General features: G+C 40.4%; 15 protein-coding genes. 7 read left to right on the top strand and 8 right to left on the bottom strand.

From position 1 onward, the window contains the following. Positions 1–314: 314 nt before the first annotated feature. The 5 genes from J3U68_RS05365 to J3U68_RS05345 all read right to left on the bottom strand — a co-directional run bounded on the left by J3U68_RS05365 (position 315) and on the right by J3U68_RS05345 (position 8,420). A complete protein-coding gene (locus J3U68_RS05365) occupies positions 315–1,889 on the bottom strand; it encodes a patatin-like phospholipase family protein (RefSeq protein WP_267375333.1) in 1,575 nt (524 codons plus the stop codon). 104 nt (positions 1,890–1,993) lie between these two features. Further along, positions 1,994–3,490, bottom strand: coding sequence for a TolC family protein (locus J3U68_RS05360; protein ID WP_267375331.1), 1,497 nt, complete (start codon positions 3,488–3,490; stop codon positions 1,994–1,996). A 21-nt stretch (positions 3,491–3,511) separates the two neighbouring features. Beyond that, positions 3,512–4,639, bottom strand: a complete 1,128-nt coding sequence (locus J3U68_RS05355) for an ABC transporter permease (RefSeq protein WP_267375330.1) — start codon at positions 4,637–4,639, stop codon at positions 3,512–3,514. After that, positions 4,640–7,420 (bottom strand): ribosome-associated ATPase/putative transporter RbbA, encoded by a 2,781-nt coding sequence (gene rbbA, locus J3U68_RS05350; protein WP_267375329.1) that lies wholly within the window; start codon positions 7,418–7,420, stop codon positions 4,640–4,642. A 1-nt stretch (position 7,421) separates the two neighbouring features. Further along, positions 7,422–8,420, bottom strand: coding sequence for an HlyD family secretion protein (locus tag J3U68_RS05345; protein ID WP_267375328.1), 999 nt, complete (start codon positions 8,418–8,420; stop codon positions 7,422–7,424). A 409-nt stretch (positions 8,421–8,829) separates the two neighbouring features. Between J3U68_RS05345 and J3U68_RS05340 the strand changes: the two genes are divergently transcribed. From J3U68_RS05340 to J3U68_RS05310, 7 genes are all read left to right on the top strand, one after another. Continuing rightward, a complete protein-coding gene (locus J3U68_RS05340) occupies positions 8,830–9,699 on the top strand; it encodes a chorismate mutase (RefSeq protein ID WP_267375327.1) in 870 nt (289 codons plus the stop codon). 389 nt (positions 9,700–10,088) lie between these two features. Then, positions 10,089–11,861: a biosynthetic-type acetolactate synthase large subunit gene (gene ilvB / locus J3U68_RS05335; protein WP_267375326.1), complete on the top strand. Its 1,773-nt coding sequence runs from the start codon at positions 10,089–10,091 to the stop codon at positions 11,859–11,861. Further along, entirely contained in the window at positions 11,858–12,349 is a 492-nt protein-coding gene (ilvN, locus tag J3U68_RS05330; RefSeq protein WP_267375325.1) for an acetolactate synthase small subunit, read from the top strand. The genes ilvB and ilvN overlap by 4 nt, the downstream gene beginning before the upstream one ends. Before the next feature lie 85 nt (positions 12,350–12,434). Then, positions 12,435–13,451: a ketol-acid reductoisomerase gene (ilvC, locus tag J3U68_RS05325; protein WP_267375324.1), complete on the top strand. Its 1,017-nt coding sequence runs from the start codon at positions 12,435–12,437 to the stop codon at positions 13,449–13,451. A gap of 90 nt (positions 13,452–13,541) precedes the next feature. Further along, positions 13,542–14,879, top strand: coding sequence for an MFS transporter (locus J3U68_RS05320; RefSeq protein ID WP_267375323.1), 1,338 nt, complete (start codon positions 13,542–13,544; stop codon positions 14,877–14,879). A gap of 121 nt (positions 14,880–15,000) precedes the next feature. Further along, positions 15,001–15,447: an SsrA-binding protein SmpB gene (gene smpB, locus J3U68_RS05315; protein ID WP_267375322.1), complete on the top strand. Its 447-nt coding sequence runs from the start codon at positions 15,001–15,003 to the stop codon at positions 15,445–15,447. A gap of 337 nt (positions 15,448–15,784) precedes the next feature. Further along, positions 15,785–15,991 (top strand): hypothetical protein, encoded by a 207-nt coding sequence (locus tag J3U68_RS05310; RefSeq protein ID WP_267375320.1) that lies wholly within the window; start codon positions 15,785–15,787, stop codon positions 15,989–15,991. A gap of 319 nt (positions 15,992–16,310) precedes the next feature. Here the strand turns inward: J3U68_RS05310 and J3U68_RS05305 are convergent, their stop codons facing one another. From J3U68_RS05305 to J3U68_RS05295, 3 genes are all read right to left on the bottom strand, one after another. Further along, positions 16,311–16,859 carry a hypothetical protein gene (locus J3U68_RS05305; protein ID WP_267375319.1) on the bottom strand — a complete coding sequence of 183 codons (549 nt, stop codon included), beginning with the start codon at positions 16,857–16,859 and terminating at the stop codon, positions 16,311–16,313. A gap of 68 nt (positions 16,860–16,927) precedes the next feature. Beyond that, positions 16,928–17,332, bottom strand: a complete 405-nt coding sequence (locus J3U68_RS05300) for a GNAT family N-acetyltransferase (protein ID WP_267375318.1) — start codon at positions 17,330–17,332, stop codon at positions 16,928–16,930. 724 nt (positions 17,333–18,056) lie between these two features. Next, on the bottom strand, positions 18,057–21,981 hold a 3,925-nt coding region (locus J3U68_RS05295), incomplete at its 5' end, for a PilC/PilY family type IV pilus protein (RefSeq protein ID WP_267375317.1).

The following is a 21,981-nucleotide window of genomic DNA, read 5'->3' as shown; positions in this document are numbered from 1 at the left end:
AACTTTGGCATAAAATTGATTATGAAATATACAGGACAAGAGCATTTAATTATTTAGATGAAAACAATTCAATCCTAAAACTGGCTTGGTTTTATCCTCATCAACGTCATTTTCAACCCTGCTTACTCATCCTCACCAATAAATATTATCAAGTTAATAATTATATTCAAAAGACATAAAAAAAAGGGGCGCTTTCCCCTTTTTTGTTAGACTTTGAGTGAAAAATGTTACACCAAACATTGATAATGAGAACTTGAATCAATTATCTTTGTTTACGCGGTCAATCTTGTCTCTTTCACACAACATAAACCTCTTTAGCGTCCTAAAGGAATAGATTCAACATTAATAAAATTTACAAATGATTTAGTATTGTCTTCGAGGTTCTTTACTGTCTCAAGATTAATGCGTTCATTTTCACTGGGATTTACCTCTTCAGAGTTGTCATTATCGTCAGGATCAAATATAGGATTGGATGCAATATCAGCAGGTACCTCTGCGATACCTATATCTTTTACCAATCGCTTATATTCGCTGGATCGAGTTAACAGTATATTTGCGGCTTGGCGTAGATTATTGACTTCGTTGCGAGCCAGATAAAAAGTGGTTGGAATATGAATAACTTTATCTCGCAATGGCGAATCTGGCAGATCCAAGAGATTGACACTGATATAGTAAACTAAAGGTGTGTCACCAGTACGTGTACTGTTCCACCAATCAACGTATTTTTGAAACTGGCGTTGCGTATCTTCTGAATACTTCTCTATTGGAATACTGGTTAAAGCTCTGGCTACATCAGCCGTTCCTGGTACATTAGCACTGCTATCAATCTCATTGCGACGTTGTGTCTGCGCATTAACGTTAATAATAATGATTTTATGGATTCGTGCGTTTTCCAGGCGGTCGTACAGCGTTTTATTACTGTAGAGTTCACTGGCATCAAGTAAACTACGTAAACCTAAATTATCGGTTAAACCACCATCCAGTAGATGAATATACGGGCGTTTTTGACTATCTTGATATTGTTTCAAATTTGCCCGATAGGCTGCTCTCGTTTTGGCTCTAAATTCAGATGTTCCAGCTATTTCCACATTGTCATGGTGTTCATCTAGTAAATTATCCGGTAAATGATACTGGCAATTCCCACCATTATTATTCAAAGTAACCGGAGAAAACACCAAAGGAACAGCACTAGAGGATGCGACTGCTCGTGATATGGGTAGACTGCTCAAATCTAGGCAAAGTAAATCAAAATATTCTTGCGTAAAATCCAGTCGGCTGCCCAAACTCATATCGGTGGCACTGATCACCACAAATGGCCCCTTACGCCGTTCAGCTAAATCGGCATAGGTAGCGCCTTTGTAAAGATGCAGATCAAATTGCTCTTGCAATAGATCCCCTCGTCCGAATTCAGGGGAAGCCAAGCGTGACCAATTTGCCATGGAAAACACCTGTCCAATCATCATTTTCTGCAAATTTAAACTCAGAAAATTTTGCTTAAATAATGGTATGGTTTCTTCGCCATGTAAACCAAAATAAGTTGCTAGAACTGAACCACCTGAAATTCCATAGACCAAATCGATGGTATTCAATAAATTAGTTGATTTACCATTTATTTTTACCTGCTGTTTTTTTAATGTTTCCAGAACCCCATAGCCAAAGGCAGCTGCACGAGTACCCCCTCCCGAAAACATCACTATGCCAATTACATTGTCTTCTTTTTCACTATCTCTATTGAGTAATGCATTTTGTAGGCGATAACCTTTAGTGGTATCGATATGGTCAATAGTCGCTATAGGTTGGTATTGCAAATTGGAACAGGCACTCGTTCCTAAAACAGCAAGCAGCAATAATGACCGATACATAGAAATGATCGAAAAAACGAAACGCATGCTTGCTCCTAAAATTTAGTTATACCATTTACAAATTATGACACATTATTCACCAGATAATCTTCTGGTTAGTTAACACAGTTAAGAAAGGGGTAACAGAATATTTACTCTATTTCCGCCGAATCCTTTTGCCAACCTCCACCTAACGCTTTGTACAAATTAATTAAGTTTTGTGCCTCAGCTAATTTACCCTGAACTTCTTTCTCAAAAAGATTTTGCGCATTCAACCGTGATCTCAACGCACGATCAAGAGTCATATCCCCATAACGAAACAGTTTTTCCGCAGCATTAGCCTGCTTATCGGCTTCACGTTGTGCTTGGATCAGCAAAAGAGATTGTTTATTTAAACTATATTGCATCTGATAAGCATTATCCACTTCTGCTAACGCTTTTAAAATTCCTTGATCATAGGCAGCGATGGCAGCTTTCAAGCGCGAATCGGCCATTTCAATATTATGTTTGATGCGACCGGCAGTAAAAATGGGCAAACTGATGCCTAAATCAACTATCCCCCCATTTGTTTTCAAATGAGATAAATCACTGTCTAATTTGATTCTGCCCGTTTGCCATAGAAAACTGATGTCAAATCGGGGGTATCGATCAGCCTTGGCGCTGCCTAATTTCGCACTCATTGCCTTCACCTGATTTTCTAAACTACGCAAATCAGGACGGCGGGTAATCACATCCAGTGGGAGCTGACCGGCGGGAGCAGCGGGTAAGCGTTGAAAAACATCAACAGATGATTCAGGCACATAAAAACCTTGTGGCGTCTGACCGGTTAATACCGCCAGATTACGCTGATAAGCGTCAGCTTGAGCTTGATAGGTAGCGATTTGCGCTTGCATGGCAGCAAGATTTGAAGACACATCTTTGACATCAAAGGCAGTTGCCTGCCCCGCTCTAAAACGCCCTTGTGCATAACGCAGCAAGTGTTTTAAGGTAGTCACACTTTGTTGACCAATCCTGATGCGTTGCTGCATTGCTCGCATTTTCAGATAATTATCAGCAATATCCGCACTGAGCATTATTTGTGCTCCGTGCCACTGTTCTGTCACACTCAAACTGAGATAACGTGCCGCTTCTGCATCGCTGCGCTTACCCCCAAAGACATCAGGTTCCCAACTGGCAGCAAAGCCTAATTGAATATGATTACCCTTCCAATCCAATTTATTGTCACCTAGAGGTGAACCAGCTGATTGCAAAGCTTCACGAGCATTACCCATGCCTGGAATAGCAACATTTTTTAATGGATTATCATTTTTGAGGCGATGTACCGAGCCATTAACGTCTGTCCAAACCTGCGGCCCCAAATCAGATTCAGCTAAAGCTGCACCCGCACGAGCCGCATTCATATTGGCCTTCATCTGCGCCAAGTCATGGTTATTTTCTAAGCCTGTCGTTATTAAATGGCGTAAGACCGGATCAGACCAGCTATCCCACCACCTACCCATTTCCATCGCTCCACGTGCTTGTGCTGCGCGGTCAAACCTTTGTGGAACGGATACATTTGAATTTACCTTAACATCGGTAGTATGACATCCGCCAAGCAACATCATGCTGAGCAAGACCGACAACCATTTATTTTTCAGGACTAATTTCATTGCTGTTAACCTTTTATTCAATTATGAATGCTGCGCTAGCATGCTGCGAAAACGGGATAAGGCCAGTGTTAAAAACAAAGCACCAGCCACAGACATCATCAGAATTTTTGGCCAAACTGTGTGAAATCCGGCGTCGCGAAACAGAACATCCTGACTAAACTGAGTAAACTGTGTTTCCGGTGATAACCAAGTAATATATTGAAAAAATTCCGGCATACTCTCCAGAGGCGATTCTGCACCGGAAAGTAACCGCATCACCACATATATAGGCAACGTAAGCAAACCAAACTGCGGCATCGTGGGTGCCAACGTAGCCAGCCAGATTCCCAGTGAAGAGACAGAAAACAGATAAATAATCATTCCTGCTGTAAACAGTGGTATCGACCCATTGATCGGGACATCCAGCCAATAATGCACTACTAGCCACAATGACATTAAAGCTGCGATGGCAATGACTGCACCATTTGTCAAAATTTTGGCCATGACGATCTCACTTGGGCGCACCGGCATCACCAGCAATTGTTCAATCGTACCGTGTTCTCTTTCACGTATTACCGCAGCGCCGACCAAAATAATGGCCAGTAACGTTAAATTTGATACTACCCCCATCGTCGAAATATACCAGTGAGACTGTCCATTTGGATTGAACTGAATATTCACCACCGGCGCAACCGGACTAAGAGAACTTGCGTCGGGTTGTTGCAGAAAACTACTGGTTTTGCCTTGAATGATTTGGGTTAGATAATTGATCCCTATCCCAGCCTGAGTAACAGATGTAGCATCAGCCAGTACCTGTATAGTAGGAGATCTGCCAGCCAGGACATCCCGTTGAAAATGAGCCGGAATATCCAGTACAAAAACATAGTCACCCTTATCCATCGCCTGATCTATTTCTTCACGATTAATTTCAACCGGCGTTTGAAAATAAGGAGGTAATAAAGCATCCCGAATCTGATAAGACAAAGTGCTGTGATCTGCATCAAGTACTGCAACTGAAGCATGGCGTACTTCTGTCGTAATACTGGTCGCTACTGAGTAAATAGCTACCGAAAGCACCACTACCATCAAACCCATCAACACCAAATCACTCAGCAAACTTTTTAATTCCTTGATGCTCAGTACCCATACATTTTTAAACCAGCGCAGCATTCACACCTCCTGCTTTTTCAAAAAGCAGCCTGCCAGTAATACATAAAAAAGACAGAATGCTAGCAACACCAGATAATAATTAATGAAATCCACAAAACCCAACCCTTTTGTAAACCCGCCTAGACTGATTAGCTGATACCATGCTGTTGGAAACCCCCAGCCAATCCAGTAGTTCAAACCGGTTAATGTTGAAAGTGGATAAAGCAGACCAGAAAAATTTAACGCTGGAATTAAAGACAAAATGGCGGAGCCAAAAATAGCGGCAACCTGAGATTTAACAAAACTGGAAATCAGCAAACCAAATGCCGTGGCGGCGCAAATCAAAGCTAAAGCGCCAAGACTCATCGCAAAGAAACTTCCTTGTACTGGCACGCCTAACACCACCACAGCTAGCCAGACGAGAATCAAATAACTGACAAAAGAAACCACCACATAAGGAATTTGTTTGCCTACCAAAAACTGCCGCACGGAAGCTGGAGATGTATACAAATTCGTGATCGAGCCAATCTCGCGTTCACGTACTACCCCTAAAGCTGTCATCATGACAGGTATGAGCATCATGGCCATCATAATCATGCCGGGTGTAATGGCAAAAATACTCTTGAAATCCTGATTATAGATATATCGTGGCGCCACATTAACCGAAGGTTTTAACGAAATGGGCAAACCACTGGCGCGCCATTGTTCAGCCGTGTAATTACTGAGAATCAACACAATAAAACTTTTAATATTTTCCGTCATAAATGGCATTGTGCCATCAACGTAGAATCCAATCTCTGGCTTATCTCCTCGCAAAAGATCGCGACCAAAATGTGGCGGAATATCGATCACCAAGCGTGCACGGGAAACCTTCAAAGTTTCATCAATTTCATCGGCATGATGCAGATTTTCTGTAAACGTAAAGTAGCGTGAACCACGGAAATATTCCACCAATGCACGGCTTTCAATTGTTTGATCACGATCCAAAACCGCAAATTTAACATGCTCCACATCGAAAGAAACTGACCAGGCTGCCATCATCATCAAAACGACAGGACCAAATAAAGCAAAAAACAACCTGATTTTATCGCGTAGTAATTCTTTACCTTCCCTGACAGCAAAAGTCCACACTGTTCCAAACCAGTAGCGCAGACTCTCCGTATTATTGTGACTACTGGAGTCATCAGTTTGATGCGTTACACTTTCCTTGTTGGCCGAAGATACATCAGTCTTACCCGTGCCAGCCGCTTCTTCTAAATATTGGATAAAAGCTGTTTCCAAATCATCGGTATTTTTTTGTTCACATAATTGTTTTGGTGTACCGATAGCCAGCACCCGTCCTTGGTGCATAAACGAAATACGATCACAACGTTCTGCTTCATTCATAAAATGGGTCGAAACAAAAATTGTTGTACGATTATCGCGCGATAAATGCAGCAAATGTTTCCAGAACATATCGCGAGCTATTGGATCTACTCCGGAAGTTGGTTCATCTAAAATCAGTACTTCAGGATGATGCAGACAGGCAGCAGCCAATTGCAATCGTTGCCGAATACCCAAAGGTAATTCACCTGGTTCAGTTTCAGCAAAATCAGCCAGATCAAATTGTTGCAACGAATCTTCTACCGCTGCAGCAATTTGTGAATCGTCCATTTGATATAATCGCGCTGATAAAACCAAATTTTGTCGTACCGTCAATTCTTCATATAACGAAAACGATTGCGACATATATCCAATTTTCATACGGGTTGTCATATCATTGGCATTCACCGTATGACCAAGTAACTTAGCAGATCCGGAGCTGGCGTCCAACAGCCCGGTTAGCATCTTCATCGTCGTTGATTTACCACAACCATTTGATCCCAGAAATCCAAAAATTTCACCACGCTCAATAGTAAAATTGACATTATTGACCGCAATAAAATCACCAAATCGCTTAGTTAAATCTTTGGCTTCAATCGCAGGTGGGGCATCTTTTTCTGCCACAAAAGGCGTTAGTTGCAACCCACCACCCTTATCTTGTTTAGCAGGTGGCAATAACTTAACATAAGCCTCTTCCAGCGTTTCTGCCTGAGTATCTTTTAACACCTGTTGCGTTAGCGCATTGACAATCAAACGTCCATCATCCATGGCCAACAAATATTCAAAGCGTTTTGCTTCATCGAAATAAGCCGTGGCCACAATAACCGTCATATCAGGATTTTCCGCCCGCAATTCATCAATAAGGGCCCAGAATTGCCTGCGCGAAAGAGGATCTACCCCTGTAGTGGGTTCATCTAAAATCAAAAGTTCCGGATTATGTACCAGTGCACAACATAAACTTAACTTCTGTTTCATCCCCCCGGATAACTTACCGGCTGGACGATCGGCAAAAGGTGATAAACCCGTTGATTGTAACAACCTGTCAATCCGTTGCTTGCGCATTGAACCACGTAAACCAAACAAACGAGCATGAAAATCAACATTTTCAGTTACAGAAAGCGTAGGATATAAATTTTGTCCCAGTCCTTGAGGCATAAATGCAATACGGTGACTTAACAACTGACGGCTGGATTTATCAGCCATATTGCCGTCAAAAACCAAAACCTCTCCCTGCTGGATCACCTTAACACCAGCTATCAAAGACAAAAGCGTCGATTTTCCGACACCATCTGGACCAATTAAACCAACCGTTGCACATCGCTTAATTTGTAAGGAAACATCATTTAAGGCAACTGTCTGCCGGTAATGATGGGAAACATGACGCAAATCAACAGCCAACTCACCTTCTTGTTGCCGCTGCTGCTGAGTTTGAGCGTTCATATCATTGCCCTTTAGTTACTTGTGTTGTCTGCGGAAGTTTTACCTGCCAGTCCGTCGGCCATCCTTTTCCAGAATCAACACGAATATAACCATTTCCCGTCATACCGCCTTTGAGCAAACCACTATAACGTAAGGCTAACTCAGGAGAAATCTTCAACTTCACCTTATACATTAACTTTTGTCGCTGATTCGAAGTTTCCACGAACTTAGGCGTGAACTGAGCATTAGCATCAATAAAATTCACCTGAGCTGGCCATACTGCATCCATGCCATCTAAAATAATGCGCGCCTCATCACCCAACTTTAACTTACCTATGGTATCAGTCGGCAGAAAAATAGATAAAGTGACATCCGATGGATCAAGAAGTGTTACCACCTTACTGCCTTCACCCAGTACATTTCCGGCTTCTGCAATCCGGTATTCAACCCTTCCATCTTTGGGAGCCTTGATTAACATATCATTATTGGCTGAGCTGGTTGCATCAATCTGTGCCTGAGCCTGTCTTACTGCAGCCAATGCTTCAGAGCGAGCCGCTTGAGCTGCCTTTACCCGTGCAATTGCACTATCACGCTCAGCTACACGTCTTTTCACTTCTGGAGCCGAAACCAGATCATCAGATTTCAACCGATGAGCATTGTCCAAATCCATTTGAGCAACCTTATGTACTTGTTGTTGCGCCGCGATTTCCGCTTCGGCTCTGGCTACCGTTTCTTCGGCACGTTGCTTATCTGCGCGTGCCGCAGCAAGACGACTGCTGGTTTGGTCAGAAGACAATTCAGCCAAAACCTGATCTTTCTTAACCACGTCCCCTTCATCCACCTTTACTGCCAACACTCTTCCGGCATATAACGTTGCCACATCAAGTCGTTTTAATTCCATCCGTCCATTGCCACCCACAAACCCATCGGGTAAATCAACGTGATTACGAATATTAACCCAAACTGCAACACCTGCTAAAACAGCAACCACCAGCAAAAATAACAGCCACTTTTTTTTCATAACACCATTCCTGATTGCATCAACAGCGACATTAATAATTTCTTGATAATCATATCAGCTTAGAAAAATTTAACATCAGAATAAAACATAACACAAACAAATAACATTAATTTACTGTTACTGTTGCAAACAGGCAGATTTATAAAACCTGAAATTATGAAACCAAAATATCTTCTCCGAACATCTTAATCAGCCTATAAAGGCAAAACATCTCAATAGTTCCTGTTATGTACCAATACCTGCATGACTGCAAATACATCCACAAGGTTTCTGTGTTTAGAATTCAAATTGAATCCGTTCATCGATTCATCATGATCAAATTTAGTTACATCAACAAAACCACAACGAATACTTGTCATTCTTGATATTTTTATCGACAATCAACCTTACTTCGACAAGGATATGACGCATGATCATCGTAATGCAACGAAACGCTACCGATACAGAGATAAATCAGGTAATTCATTTCATCCATCAACGAGGATTAACTGAACATTTATCTAAAGGTAAAGAGCGCACCATTATTGGCGCAGTTGGGGATGAAAGAGTGTTTCAGCCCAGAGAGCTGGAAGCCTTGGATGGCGTTGAAAAGGCCATACGCGTTGTACAAGATTGGCGCATTATCAGTAGAGAAATTCAAGCAGAAAACACCATCATTACCGTACGTGGTCTGAAAATCGGTGCAGAACAAAATCAATGTGTCATGACCATGTCAGATTTTAACCTGCCTAATAGCAACAGTGTATTCATCGATCCCTTTTATCAGTCCACTTCACCATACACCATCAAACAACCTGATAGCCAGCAGCAGCAACAAACCATGCAACAGCAAATAAATTTGGCGCATCAAGCTGGTCAACCTGTTTGGCTACGAATTCGTGATGTTAGACAGCTAGAATATGCCTTGCAAGCAGAAGCAGACATAATTTATTTAGGCGGAGAACTCATGTCAAATCGGACACTACTTAATGAAGTGGGATGCCTGAATATTCCAGTAGTATTATGTAAAGATAAACATCATCAAGTTGACGATTGGTTAATAGCGGCGGAACACATTGCCCTCAAAGGAAATCATCATCTTATGCTGGGCGAAGCCGGTACACTTAGTATGGAGCGCCAGACACCTTACCGACTAGATATTGAAGCAATTGTCAAAGCAAAGTGCATCAGCCATTTACCCATCGTTGCCAATATTTCTCATCTTAGTCATGCTTACATGGATAAAAACACCTTGCTGGCTCTTGCTAGCGCAGCTGGAGCTGATGTAATCATTCAATGATACAGACAATTTGTCCAAAAATAAAAAAATGTCAAATACCTACTTTTTTAAAAAAATTAGACAAATTAATTGAATGAAATGATATTTTTTGTCTAAATTAAACATTTAATTTCGTACTATTGTTGTTTTTTAGCTATAAATTGCTTTCATGTAACATAAAAAAACAAACTATTCACAATTTAACGCTTGATTAACAAATCCACCTGTTTTATTGTAGCTACTTCTTTTGCTAACCCAACCTGCTATTCCGACTATCGGACGCAGTACCAATAGTTCATCACAGTATGTGCATTCGCGTACCCTAAATCGCTGTTTGCATGTATTAGTCTTACCAGACATAGATGCGTTGGTTCCGTGTCAGTTGGACTACATGACGATAAGAGGTTCATATGCAATTATCTGGAGCACAGATTCTGGTTCAAAGTCTCAAGGCTGAAAACGTCGAATATGTTTTTGGTTATCCGGGAGGAGCGGTTATTGAGATTTACGATGCCATCTTTCAACTTAAAAAATTTCAACACGTATTAGTTCGGCACGAACAGGCTGCAGTCCACGCTGCAGATGCTTATTCCCGTGCCAGTAATGGGGAAAAAATTGGTGTAGCCTTAGTGACTTCAGGTCCGGGAGCAACCAATGCCATCACAGGTATCGCGACAGCCAATGCCGATTCAGTTCCATTAGTCGTTATTTCCGGTCAAGTCGGTTCCCCCGCTATCGGCACCGATGCCTTTCAGGAAGTTGATACCATCGGTATCAGCCGTCCTTGTGTCAAACATAACTTCCTCGTCACCCATATTAATGATTTGGCCAAAACGGTAAAAAAAGCATTTCAGCTTGCTAAAACCGGACGCCCAGGCGTCGTGGTTATTGACGTCCCCAAAGATGTTACTCAGGCTATGGCTAAATTTAGCTATCCGCAGGAAGATATCAATATTCGTTCATATCAGCCCATTACTCATGGCCATACTGGACAGATCAAAAAAGCAGTACAAGTATTGGCTGCGGCCAAACGCCCAGTTTTACTCTTTGGAGGCGGTGCAATACTCTCCAATGCCAGTGAAATACTAACAGATTTTATCCAACATACTGGCATCCCTACGGTCAGCACATTAATGGGTTTAGGCGCATACCCTTCTACCAACAAACAATTTCTTGGCATGGTTGGTATGCATGGAAGTTATGAAGCCAATCTGGCTTTACAAAATGCAGATGTCGTTGTAGTCGTCGGGGCTCGACTGGATGATCGAGTTATTTCCGCACCAGAGAAATTTACCCAAGACGCTAAAAAAATAATTCACATCGATATAGATCCTTCAAGTATCGCTAAACGCGTTAAAGTTGATGTGCCCATTGTTGGCGATGTTAAAAACGTATTAATTGATATGTTGGCATTATGGCAGAAACAAAATCTGGCATTTAACAACAATGCATTGGATAAATGGTGGAAGACCATCGAAAACTGGCGCAGCTCGAATAGCTTATGGTTTGACAACAATGGCGAAACCATCAAACCACAGTTTGTCATCCAGACCCTGGCAAAACTCACCGCCAATAATGCCATTATCACATCAGATGTTGGGCAGCATCAGATGTTCACCGCTCAATACTATCCCTTCATAAGACCACGTCAATGGCTTAATTCCGGTGGTTTAGGCACCATGGGCGTAGGACTTCCCTATGCTATGGGAGCCAAATTGGCAAAGCCTAATGAAGATGTTTTCTGCATAACTGGTGAAGGTTCCATTCAAATGAATATTCAAGAACTTTCTACCTGTTATCAATACCGAGTGCCTATTAAAGTCATCAACTTGAATAATGGCTTTCTCGGCATGGTACGCCAATGGCAGGAACTGTATTACGAAAATCGCTATTCAGAAACCTACATGGACTCACTGCCAGATTTTGTCAAACTGGCTGAGGCATATGGACATGTCGGAATCAGAGTAGAGAAATCATCCGATGTTGAAGGTGCACTGAAAGAAGCCATATCCCTCAAAGACCGACTCGTATTCATGGACTTCATCACCGACCGTACCCAAAATGTTTTGCCCATGGTTGGCAATGGTCAAGGTTTAGATGAAATGGTGTTGCCGGTACATATGCGCTCAAACACAACCGGTAATGTACATGATCAGTCTGAAAAAACAGGGAGCACATCATGAGACACATACTTTCAGTTTTGATGGAAAATCAGGCTGGAGCCATGAGCAGAATTGTCGGACTTTTTTCCGCCCGTGCCTACAACATTGATTCCTTATCCGTTTCACCAACTGAAGATAAAACCCTATCGCGCATGACCATTGTCACCAGTGGTGATGCCAGAGTGATCGAGCAAATCACCAAACAGTTAAACAAACTGATTGAAGTGATTAAAGTTATCGATCTGAACGATAGTCAATATGTAGAACGTGAGCTAATGCTGGTTAAATTGCGTGCCACCGGTAAAGATAGGGATGAAATCTTGCGTCTGACCGACATATTTCGCGGTCAAATAATCGACGTCACCGATAAAACCTATACCGTCGAAATTACCGGCACAAGCGACAAACTGGATGCCTTTCTGGAAAATACCGGAAAAAACATCATACTGGAAACAGTTCGTACCGGTGCAGCAGGTATTGGTCGTGGCGAACGTATGCTACGCATCTGAGCGGAGCGGAAATAACCAGTCCAACCCAAGCAACAATCAACCCATTTCTATACTACAAAATAGATAAAAATTAAGGATTAAACAAATGCAAGTTTTTTATGATAAAGATGCTGACCTGTCATTGATCAAAGGTAAAACCGTAGCCATCATAGGCTATGGCTCTCAGGGACATGCCCATGCAGCTAACCTAAAAGATTCCGGTGTTAAAGTGATTGTCGGTCTGCGGAAAAACGGACAGTCTTGGCAAAAAGCAGTCAATGCTGGCCATGAAGTTATGGAAGTAGCAGAAGCTACCAAAGCAGCTGACCTAATCATGATCCTGACTCCAGATGAAAATCAACCAGCTGTCTACGCCAATGAAATAGCGCCAAATCTGAAGGACAATGCAACCTTAGCTTTTGCTCATGGCTTTAACATTCATTATAACCAAATTACGCCAGCTAAAAACCTTGATGTAGTCATGATTGCGCCTAAAGGACCTGGTCATACCGTTCGCAGTGAATTTCTTAAAGGCGGTGGTGTACCCAGCTTGATCGCAGTACATCAGGATGCCAGCGGACGTGCCCGTGACATCGCTTTGTCTTACGCTGCGGCTAATGGTGGTACCAAAGGTGGCGTGATTCAAACAACCTTTAAAGAAGAAACCGAAACCGACTTATTTGGTGAACAGGCTGTATTGTGTGGCGGTTTGGTTGAACTAATTAAAACCGGTTTTGAAACCCTTGTAGAAGCAGGTTATGCGCCAGAAATGGCCTATTTTGAGTGTTTGCATGAAATGAAACTGATCGTAGATTTAATTTACGAAGGTGGTATTGCCAACATGAACTACTCCATTTCCAATAATGCAGAATATGGCGAATACTTCACTGGTCCTCAAGTGGTCAACGATCAATCACGTCAAGCCATGCGTGAAGCCTTAAAACGCATTCAGAATGGCGATTATGCCAAATCATTTATCGTTGAGGGAGCGACTAATTATCCATCAATGACAGCTAGACGTCGCCAAACAGCCGCTCATCCAGTGGAAGTCATTGGTAAACAACTACGCAGCATGATGCCGTGGATTGCCAAAAACAAGCTGGTAGATCAAGACAAAAATTAAATGACAAAATCATTTAAAGAGATCTTTAATTAAAAGCTTGTATGTCTATATATGCAGGCTTTTTTTTCTCCATATTGAATAAGAAATATTATGACAAAACCATTAACTACGACACATACTACTGCAGCATCCGTACAAAACTCGCCAACAAAAGTGGCCGTGGCCAGTCTGGTTGGTACAGCAGTTGAATTTTATGATTTTTACATTTATGGTTTAGCAGCCGCATTGGTACTGAGTGAACTGTTTTTTCCCAAAACCGATCCAAATATAGCCGTCATGAATTCATTTTTGACCTTTGGTATTGCTTTTGTAGCTAGACCAATTGGTGCCGCGCTATTTGGTCATTTTGGAGATAAAATCGGCCGCAAAACAACCTTAATTGCTTCATTACTTATTATGGGTATCAGTACCACATTAATTGGATTGTTACCAACATATCAACAGGCAGGTATTGTCGCGCCCATCTTATTATGTATTTTGCGATTTTGTCAGGGATTGGGTTTAGGTGGCGAATGGGGTGGTGCCGCTCTGTTGGCTACAGAAAATGCCCCTAAAGGAAAACGCGCCTTTTTTGCCATGTTTCCGCAAATGGGTCCTCCCATCGGTTTTATAGCAGCCAGCCTGATTTTCATTGTCCTGTCTAAATTATTAACCGCTGAGCAAATGATATCATGGGGATGGCGCATCCCATTTATCTTAAGTATTGTGCTGGTTGGAGTGGGAATGTATGTACGCATGTCCATCATCGAAAGCCATGCTTTCCGCAATATGGTGGCCAAACAAACTCAAGCCAAAATCCCTCTGGCAAGTACTGTTCGTCAGCACTATAAACCCTTAATTCTGGGTTCTTTAGCTGCCATGTCATGCTTTACCCTATTTTTTCTGACAACCGTATATTCATTACAATATGCCACTACCAAGCATTCATGGCAAGATGCCGCTTTATTCAACAAAATCGATTACCTAACCATGCTGATGGGCGCCATTATTTTCATGGCTGTCGCCTCTCCAATTTCTGCAAAACTGTCTGATCATATCGGCCGTAAACCAGTATTTTTGATTGGTGGTGCCATTACTATGGTCATAGGTTATTTTTTTGGTGATTTAATCAATTCTGCCAGCATGACCACTGCAGCCATTTTTTTATCATTCGCCCTGTTTATCATGGGTATCTTGTGGACACCTTTGGCTGCATTTTTACCTGAGATATTCCCGACTAACGTGCGTTACACTGGTGCCGCTATCTCCTTCAGCTTTGGTGGCATTCTTGGTGGATCACTTACACCCTTTGCGGCTGCATACATGGTTAAAGTGTATGGCATGTTAGGAACCACCTATATTGGTTGGTTCCTGATGACTGCTAGTGCCATCAGCATACTTGCAGTCTTATTACTGCCCGAAACCCACAAACAAGAACTGGAACACTAAAATAAAAAAACCGATTGATCAAATCGGTTTTTTTATTTTGCATCAGCAATCACATCAATTCTTCCCTGTCACAAACTTTCTGCTAAAATAGACTCCTAAATACACATAACGCCTGAATATTATGAGCATCATCAACAATAAAAAAGCTTTTCACGACTACTTTATCGAAGAGCAGATTGAAGCCGGGATAGTACTGGAAGGATGGGAAGTGAAAGCCATTCGCGCCGGTCGTGTTCAAATCAAAGAAAGCTATATCCAATGGAAAAAAGGCGCTTTTTACTTGGTAGGTAGCCACATAACAGCATTACCCACCGCCTCTAACCATGTTAAACCTGACCCAACTCGGCAGCGCAAACTGCTTTTAAAACAAACAGAAATAAATAAATTAATTGGCAAAGTTGAGCGCAGTGGCTATACCCTGGTTCCTGTCAACATGCATTATAGTCATGGCTATGTCAAAATAGAAATGGGCTTGGCCAAAGGCAAAAAACAACACGATAAACGCCAAAGCAGTAAAGAAAAAGATTGGAACCGCGAAAAACAACGGTTAATGAAGCAATCACGCTAAACATTTACGTATGAGCAAAAATAAAACAGGGCAATTATTGGATAGCATTGCCCTGCTCCATGATTTAAAATATCTAAACATACCGTTTTCAAAACCATCGTTTTAACTTATTCCATATTAAGCAACTTCATCACCAACTTAAATCTATCTATAATTATCTTCTGCTTTTATCTGCATTGCCATATTACCGAAACAATAAAAAACATGATTTTCCTTAATTAAAAATGTTTACCATTTAAGTAAATACCGCTACTATATGCCATATAATTAATTCTAGACAAAATTCAACATGATAAAAAACTTTCTGATTATGGCTAGCTTATTTCTAAGCGGATGCATGACATTGACTGGAGACTATCGCATCGAAGCTCAGGATGAAAATGGACAAAATTTACTACCCAAAGTGAAATTGGTGGCACAAGGCAGAGGTTTAACCACCACCAAAATTTCACTATGTAGAACCTTCCCTAAAGCAACTATTCGTGTTTATGATCTGCATACTAATGAAGAGATAAAAGGACAAAGTCCACGTAAATGTCGATAAACAATAAAATATTATTCAAACAGAATAATAAATAAAATTTTGGCTTGAATCGGATTGAAGTAACAGCCATCTTTGGCTGTTACCTAATTCTGCAAAATAGAAAAATCATCAAACCTACACCAAAATTTTTTATTTAAGAATTGGCAATATTAACCAAACCTCAGCATCACCAGACAGTTCACTTTGTCTCGAAAAATAAACATGACAAATAGCTATTTTTAAATGAATCATACTCACTATAAGCTTATAAACGAATATAGTCAGAAAAAAACTAAATGACTAAATTACACGCTAACAACAATGTAACAACAACAGCATTCTAAACATTATCTTGGGCGTTCATGGACCTCCTATTTTGCGCCCAGCTTTCAATCACTTTGATAAATCTCTGTTCATAATCATAAATCTGATAATTCTCATCCATATGATTTCTTGGAAAAGTTAAACAAAACAAAACTTTGCTTAAATGATATTTATTTGGCAAAAAAGTCATACAAAATTTAATTTTAGAATAACCGACATTTTTTCCACATTTGTATAATTTAACAAAAGCAATGGAATCGACAAAACATAGATCCAATTTTATATTTTCTATATAGACATGACTTCTGGTGAAAGCAACATGTTTGATCGTAAACTTCTTATAAACATATAAAAATAAGGCAATAATGGCAGCAATCCCCCAAAAGATCGGAATAATTATGCTTAAATAAAATTGTTGCCATTTATTAAAAAATGCAGAGGTAAATACTATAAAAAAAATAGTATAGATTACCAAATGCATTAAAATAAGATATCTTTTTGATCTAACCGAACATCCCCATTCATGTAAAATTTCTAATTCTTCCGAATTATCATCGTACAACATGGTTTTCTTTCTCTATTATCCCATATTGATAAATATAGCATATATCAATAAAAATTCTCAATATTCATTTATAATGTTTTGTTCAGAACCCAAGCTGAATCATGCTGCTCAAAACCAATATGTCCATAATAATTTTTTGCCTGAGGAGCTGCTAACAAAGTAATTTTACATTCTTCAGCGGTAGATTTTTGTACTTGCCTAATTAATTCAATGCCAATTCCTTGACGTTGATAACGTTCATCAACCAACAAATCTGCTATAAAAGTTATAAACGCAAAATCAGTCAAACATCGAGCCATGCCAATTAACTCAAGCTCATTCCAGGCAGTAATCAGCAGATTAGCATGATTAAGCATAGCTTCGAATCTGCTTTTATCCTCAATAGGTCGTCGCTCACCTAATGAGCAACGGCGATATAATTCATTCGCCTGCTCAAAAGTGGGTATTTTGTCATTATAATAGACAATATTCATCGTTCCATTCCTAACAAATTTTCCTAAATTATCAAAACTAATAATACGATTCAATTTATCGCTGAGTTAACAATCACAACACTCAGAAAAAGCCTATTATCGTTATCTAAATTGTGTCATGCTAACCAAATTATAGCTTGCCAAACTAAACACATTATAATAACAACAAGATAAAGATATAGAACTGAAAGCATACTCCCAATTATCGCCTTCTAAAACTTTAATTATTCATCCTCATTAATAAAAACATCATTAATAATCAATGATTATTTAAAAGCCCAATTTGAATATCATTCCTTATTGCCTTTACCATATCTATATTAATTGCATAACCATAAAATCATCTATTTTTTCTCATCCAATCAAATAACAGCACAAAACTATTTTTCTTATAACAATAATAGAAGCTTTAACGTTCTTAATAGATAAAAAATAAATTGCGCAAAAATAAAATTGATTTTAAATATCTCAAACTTTAGCTATTACGGAAATGTCATGCGACAGCCAACATAAAAACTAAAGTCTTGCTTATATAAAAAACTCTATTCAGCCCAACCAAAATATTCACGAAAAAATGATTAAACCAAACTTGATGAATAGAAAAAACATAATTTGCCATGGTGAAGCAAATTATGTTTTATACCCATTCTAATGGCTTAAATTGATTTTATAATTAATATAAAACCCCATTAAACCATCTGCACCCGCTTCTTAAGGAAGTTTATTATTGATAGTAGGCTTCTTTGATTTCCCGCCAAGCTAGACGTTTGAATGTCAGCTTATCTTTTGCACAAAGGACATTTTGAATATCTTCTGACTCAATTAGTCCCTCTGTTGTTGCAACAACCGGAAGTTTTTCCATACAACTATCTGGTGAAGGTGGTGTCTCACCCAATGGCCGCCAGTTACCGGTAGCACCAATATTTTGTGTGATTTCCGAAAGTATCTCAAAACCAGTTAATCCTTCTTTAGTCACAATTCCCAGCGGATTATTTTTGTCAAAAACAATATGTGGGCTCTTGTCTGATAATCCTGAACCTGTTCTTAGGTTAAATTGGATCAGTCTGGTTTTGGCTGATACATCCTGTGTATGAATTAAAGAAGTACATGGATCCGCAATCTCTGGTTTTATTTCACCTTTTACTACAGTAAATATTCTTGTCGGAATAATACCTGTGGTCAGCAAGCGCGAAAAATTCGATACCACACGCTCACCATCCTGAGGATCTAGATTGATATACCAGCCTTTATGTAACGCCTGATCAAATTTGTTCTTACTTATCGTGCGATATTGACCAATTATACTGATTCTCTGCTCAAGCAGATCATTTTGGAACACCTCTGATTGTCCATCGGCCAATTCATAGTCATCATAAATGCCATAAATGGTTTGCTGATCAACGTTTTCTAAATCGTCCTCATATATATCACTGCCTGTACCAAACACCACAATCAGTTTGGCGTTGCTGTTTGCCTCACGATCAGCTTTGACAACCAATGGTGCTGTTGTAATTGGCTTATGGGCAGAGAATATCTTCACGCCCTTCCAGGTGCTCGGATCTGGATTACGAATATCGAAGCGGAACATATCACCTGCATAGTCACCGGCATACACGATATCGGCAATATTATCGCCATCAATATCAAAAGCTGTTGGGCTGGATAAGCCACCTTTGCCATTAACCGCTATAATTTTTTGGATTAAATCCCCTTTGTTACCTAAGGGTTTATATCCGTCAGTACCTACATCAGCGCCCAGTACATTGTAGACATATAATGCGCTTTCTTGAGCTTCTTTTCTTGCGGTATCCTGAGCCAGTGTGTCAGTGTAGTTGTAACCATTACTGATAAAGGCTGCCGCAACGATATTATGTTTATATGACTTAGTATCGGCCAAACTGGTTCCATAGTTGACTCTGATACGTGCTACAGCAGGGGTTCCTACGGTGTAACCTAATTTATTGTTGAAGCCATCTTCGGTACGGAATAACTGTAAATTTTTATACCAGTCAGGCGAGTTCATATTTTCAACGCCAATATTAGCTCTGGTCAGAATATCTTTACCACCAATATTGATGGCAAACGCGCCTCGTCCTCCCTGTCCCATGGTTGATACCATAAAGGTTTGCTTAATACCGTCACCACGATCATCTGTCTGCTGCACAATCATGCCACCATTTAGCAAATAACGGTGTGGCTTGTCGGTGGAGAATTGTCCATATTCATTATCTGTCAGATCTTTAAAATAATGGGTGTTCAGATCACTGTTGTCGTTACTTTGCCGTTGCATATTCAAGGGCATGTAATTGAACTTCAGATCATAGGGTTTGGTATTATCATTGGTGGCACCAAAGACATAAACCAATCCATCATTAGATGAGGTGATCAAGTATTTCTGGTGCCGTGCATTCGGTAGTGCATCACCAAAAGATAACAAAGGATTATCTAGAATATCGCCAATATTCCGACTGCTGCCAAAATCTTTCACATCCTGTCGATCGCGATAGTTGAGTACAAATAAATCATTATCGCCAACTCTAATCAGACTGTCTTCTTTAGCTCGCGCCATCCATGTTAACAATCCATCATGCCACTCGGCTGCGTTGGTTAAGTTTTTTTGTGCATTCGGATGTTTAACATCGCGTATTTTAAAGGTGGCATTATTCATACCACTGCTTTGGATTGAATCGGTGGAATACAGATAGCTCTGCTTACCATCATTCACCACGAGTTGGCGATTTTGATAGGTTGGCTGCACGCTACATGAATTTGGATCATCACCTCGATTATGGATACATATCTGACTGCTCCAAGTGCTGGTATCCACTTTTGCCGTAAATGAAGTATCCCCTTCGGTGGTACTGGAAATACCAACTGTTGAAGCGACTGTTTCAGTCATGGCAATGGCCGTAGAGGCAGCAACAATTTTCTCCAGAATATTTTCAAAAGCCGCCAATATGCTGGCTTTGTCTACCGTAATATCATAAAAACGACCATCCGGATTTGAAATTGGATCATATTTACCTGTTCCTGCCGGTGTAGCTGCATAAAATAATATATCACTGGTGTCAGCTTCCAGCCTTGGGTTATTGGGGTCCCAGTAACTATAGCGCTCTAGATCCATGCCAACAGTAAAGGTTTCCGCTATCTGAGTATAGGGTTTGCCGGTCAATGGATTGATCGAATCCCAAGCTTTACCCGCATCATCTGTCAATCTTCTTGGTCTTTGTGTAAGAGGATTAGGATCAGTTCTGCCAGTGCATAACAATTGGTTATGGTAAGTTGGCATAGTATAGTTATAACCTCCAATACCATCTTGACTACCGGATACTCTATCTATAGTTACCCATCCCTTGTTGCCCCATCCCATAGACTGCAATGCACTACAAGCCTGATAATAATCATCTTGATAAATATAGTGGCCAAAATTTTTCGTTGCCAGGCGATTGGTAAAATAACCCATATATATGTCATTATTGCTCGCAGGTGGAGGCACTGGTTTATCGCGGGCATATTCACATCCTGGCGTATTAATATTTTCAGGTCTGTAACAATCTGGCAGTGCTCCAAATGAAGATCTTCCTCGGTTACTATCGAAATAGCCATCAAAAATCTCTCCGCCTGGTTTTTCATTTTTGTTACTAAAATGACCATAACGGTCTTCCCATACACCCTCAGTATCTGATACATGAACATCGTTTAAGCCACCGTTAGTTATCTGATAACCATTGGTTAACAATATGACATATGATCTCTGACAACGATATTTTTGTCCTTTCATTACAACATGTTTGAAAATTTTCGGAAGTGTCGGAAATATATCGGTAAGTCCAGACACGTTTAATTTATCGATATCGTTCAGCATCGTTTTTAATTGCTGGTCATCAGATAAATCTAGATATTTGTGATCTTTTTTTCTTGTGTCTTCCTGCACACCATAGATCCAAGGGTATTTATCATAATGTTCAAATTTGCTAAATCTGGTATTGAAGAATGAACCAATTACATTCTGGCTTTTAAAATAGGCATCAAACTTATCACCCTCCTCCTTTGAATATGCGTATCGCATACTTACATCTTTATTAAAATCCGAAAAAGGAGCGAGTGAAAAATAAATATCATTGCGATATTTGTTGATGATGAGCTTGGTCACTTCCTGAACTTGTTCCATGGCTGATTTATTGGCAGGAGCCCAGAAGACAGCTGTTCCGGGTCCAGCTGCGCGTGGATCATGATAGGAAGCGCCATGTGGATTTCCTTCTACCTTGTCTTTTTCAACTTGAGCAATCAGATCTTGTACGCTGGGAAACCAAGTACACATTCTCCAGTCAGTATTAGGATAGCCTCCAAACTGAGGTATTGCACAAATGCCTTCATTTGGTGGTTCCCTACGCCGCCATAACATTTCGGTATTATTATCAATCGCTAAAACGAGATTTGGTTTAACTTTTTGTGGAGTGGTGGTTTTTTTATTTTGTAATACTAACGGTACATCAGCAAAGATATTGGGGACAGCAAAGACCGGTAATGAAATTAATAGTCCTGCTAGCAGCAATGCGGTGAGCGGTGAGCGGTGAGCGGTGAGCGGTGAGCGGTGAGCGGTGAGCGGTGAGCGGTGAGCGGTGAGCGGTGAGCGGTGAGCGGTGAGC

It is taken from the genome of Snodgrassella sp. B3882, from assembly GCF_026535915.1.
GTDB lineage: Bacteria > Pseudomonadota > Gammaproteobacteria > Burkholderiales > Neisseriaceae > Snodgrassella.
The sequence above is the reverse complement of the archived record's forward strand: the minus strand, read 5'-3'. Positions and strand labels throughout refer to the sequence as shown.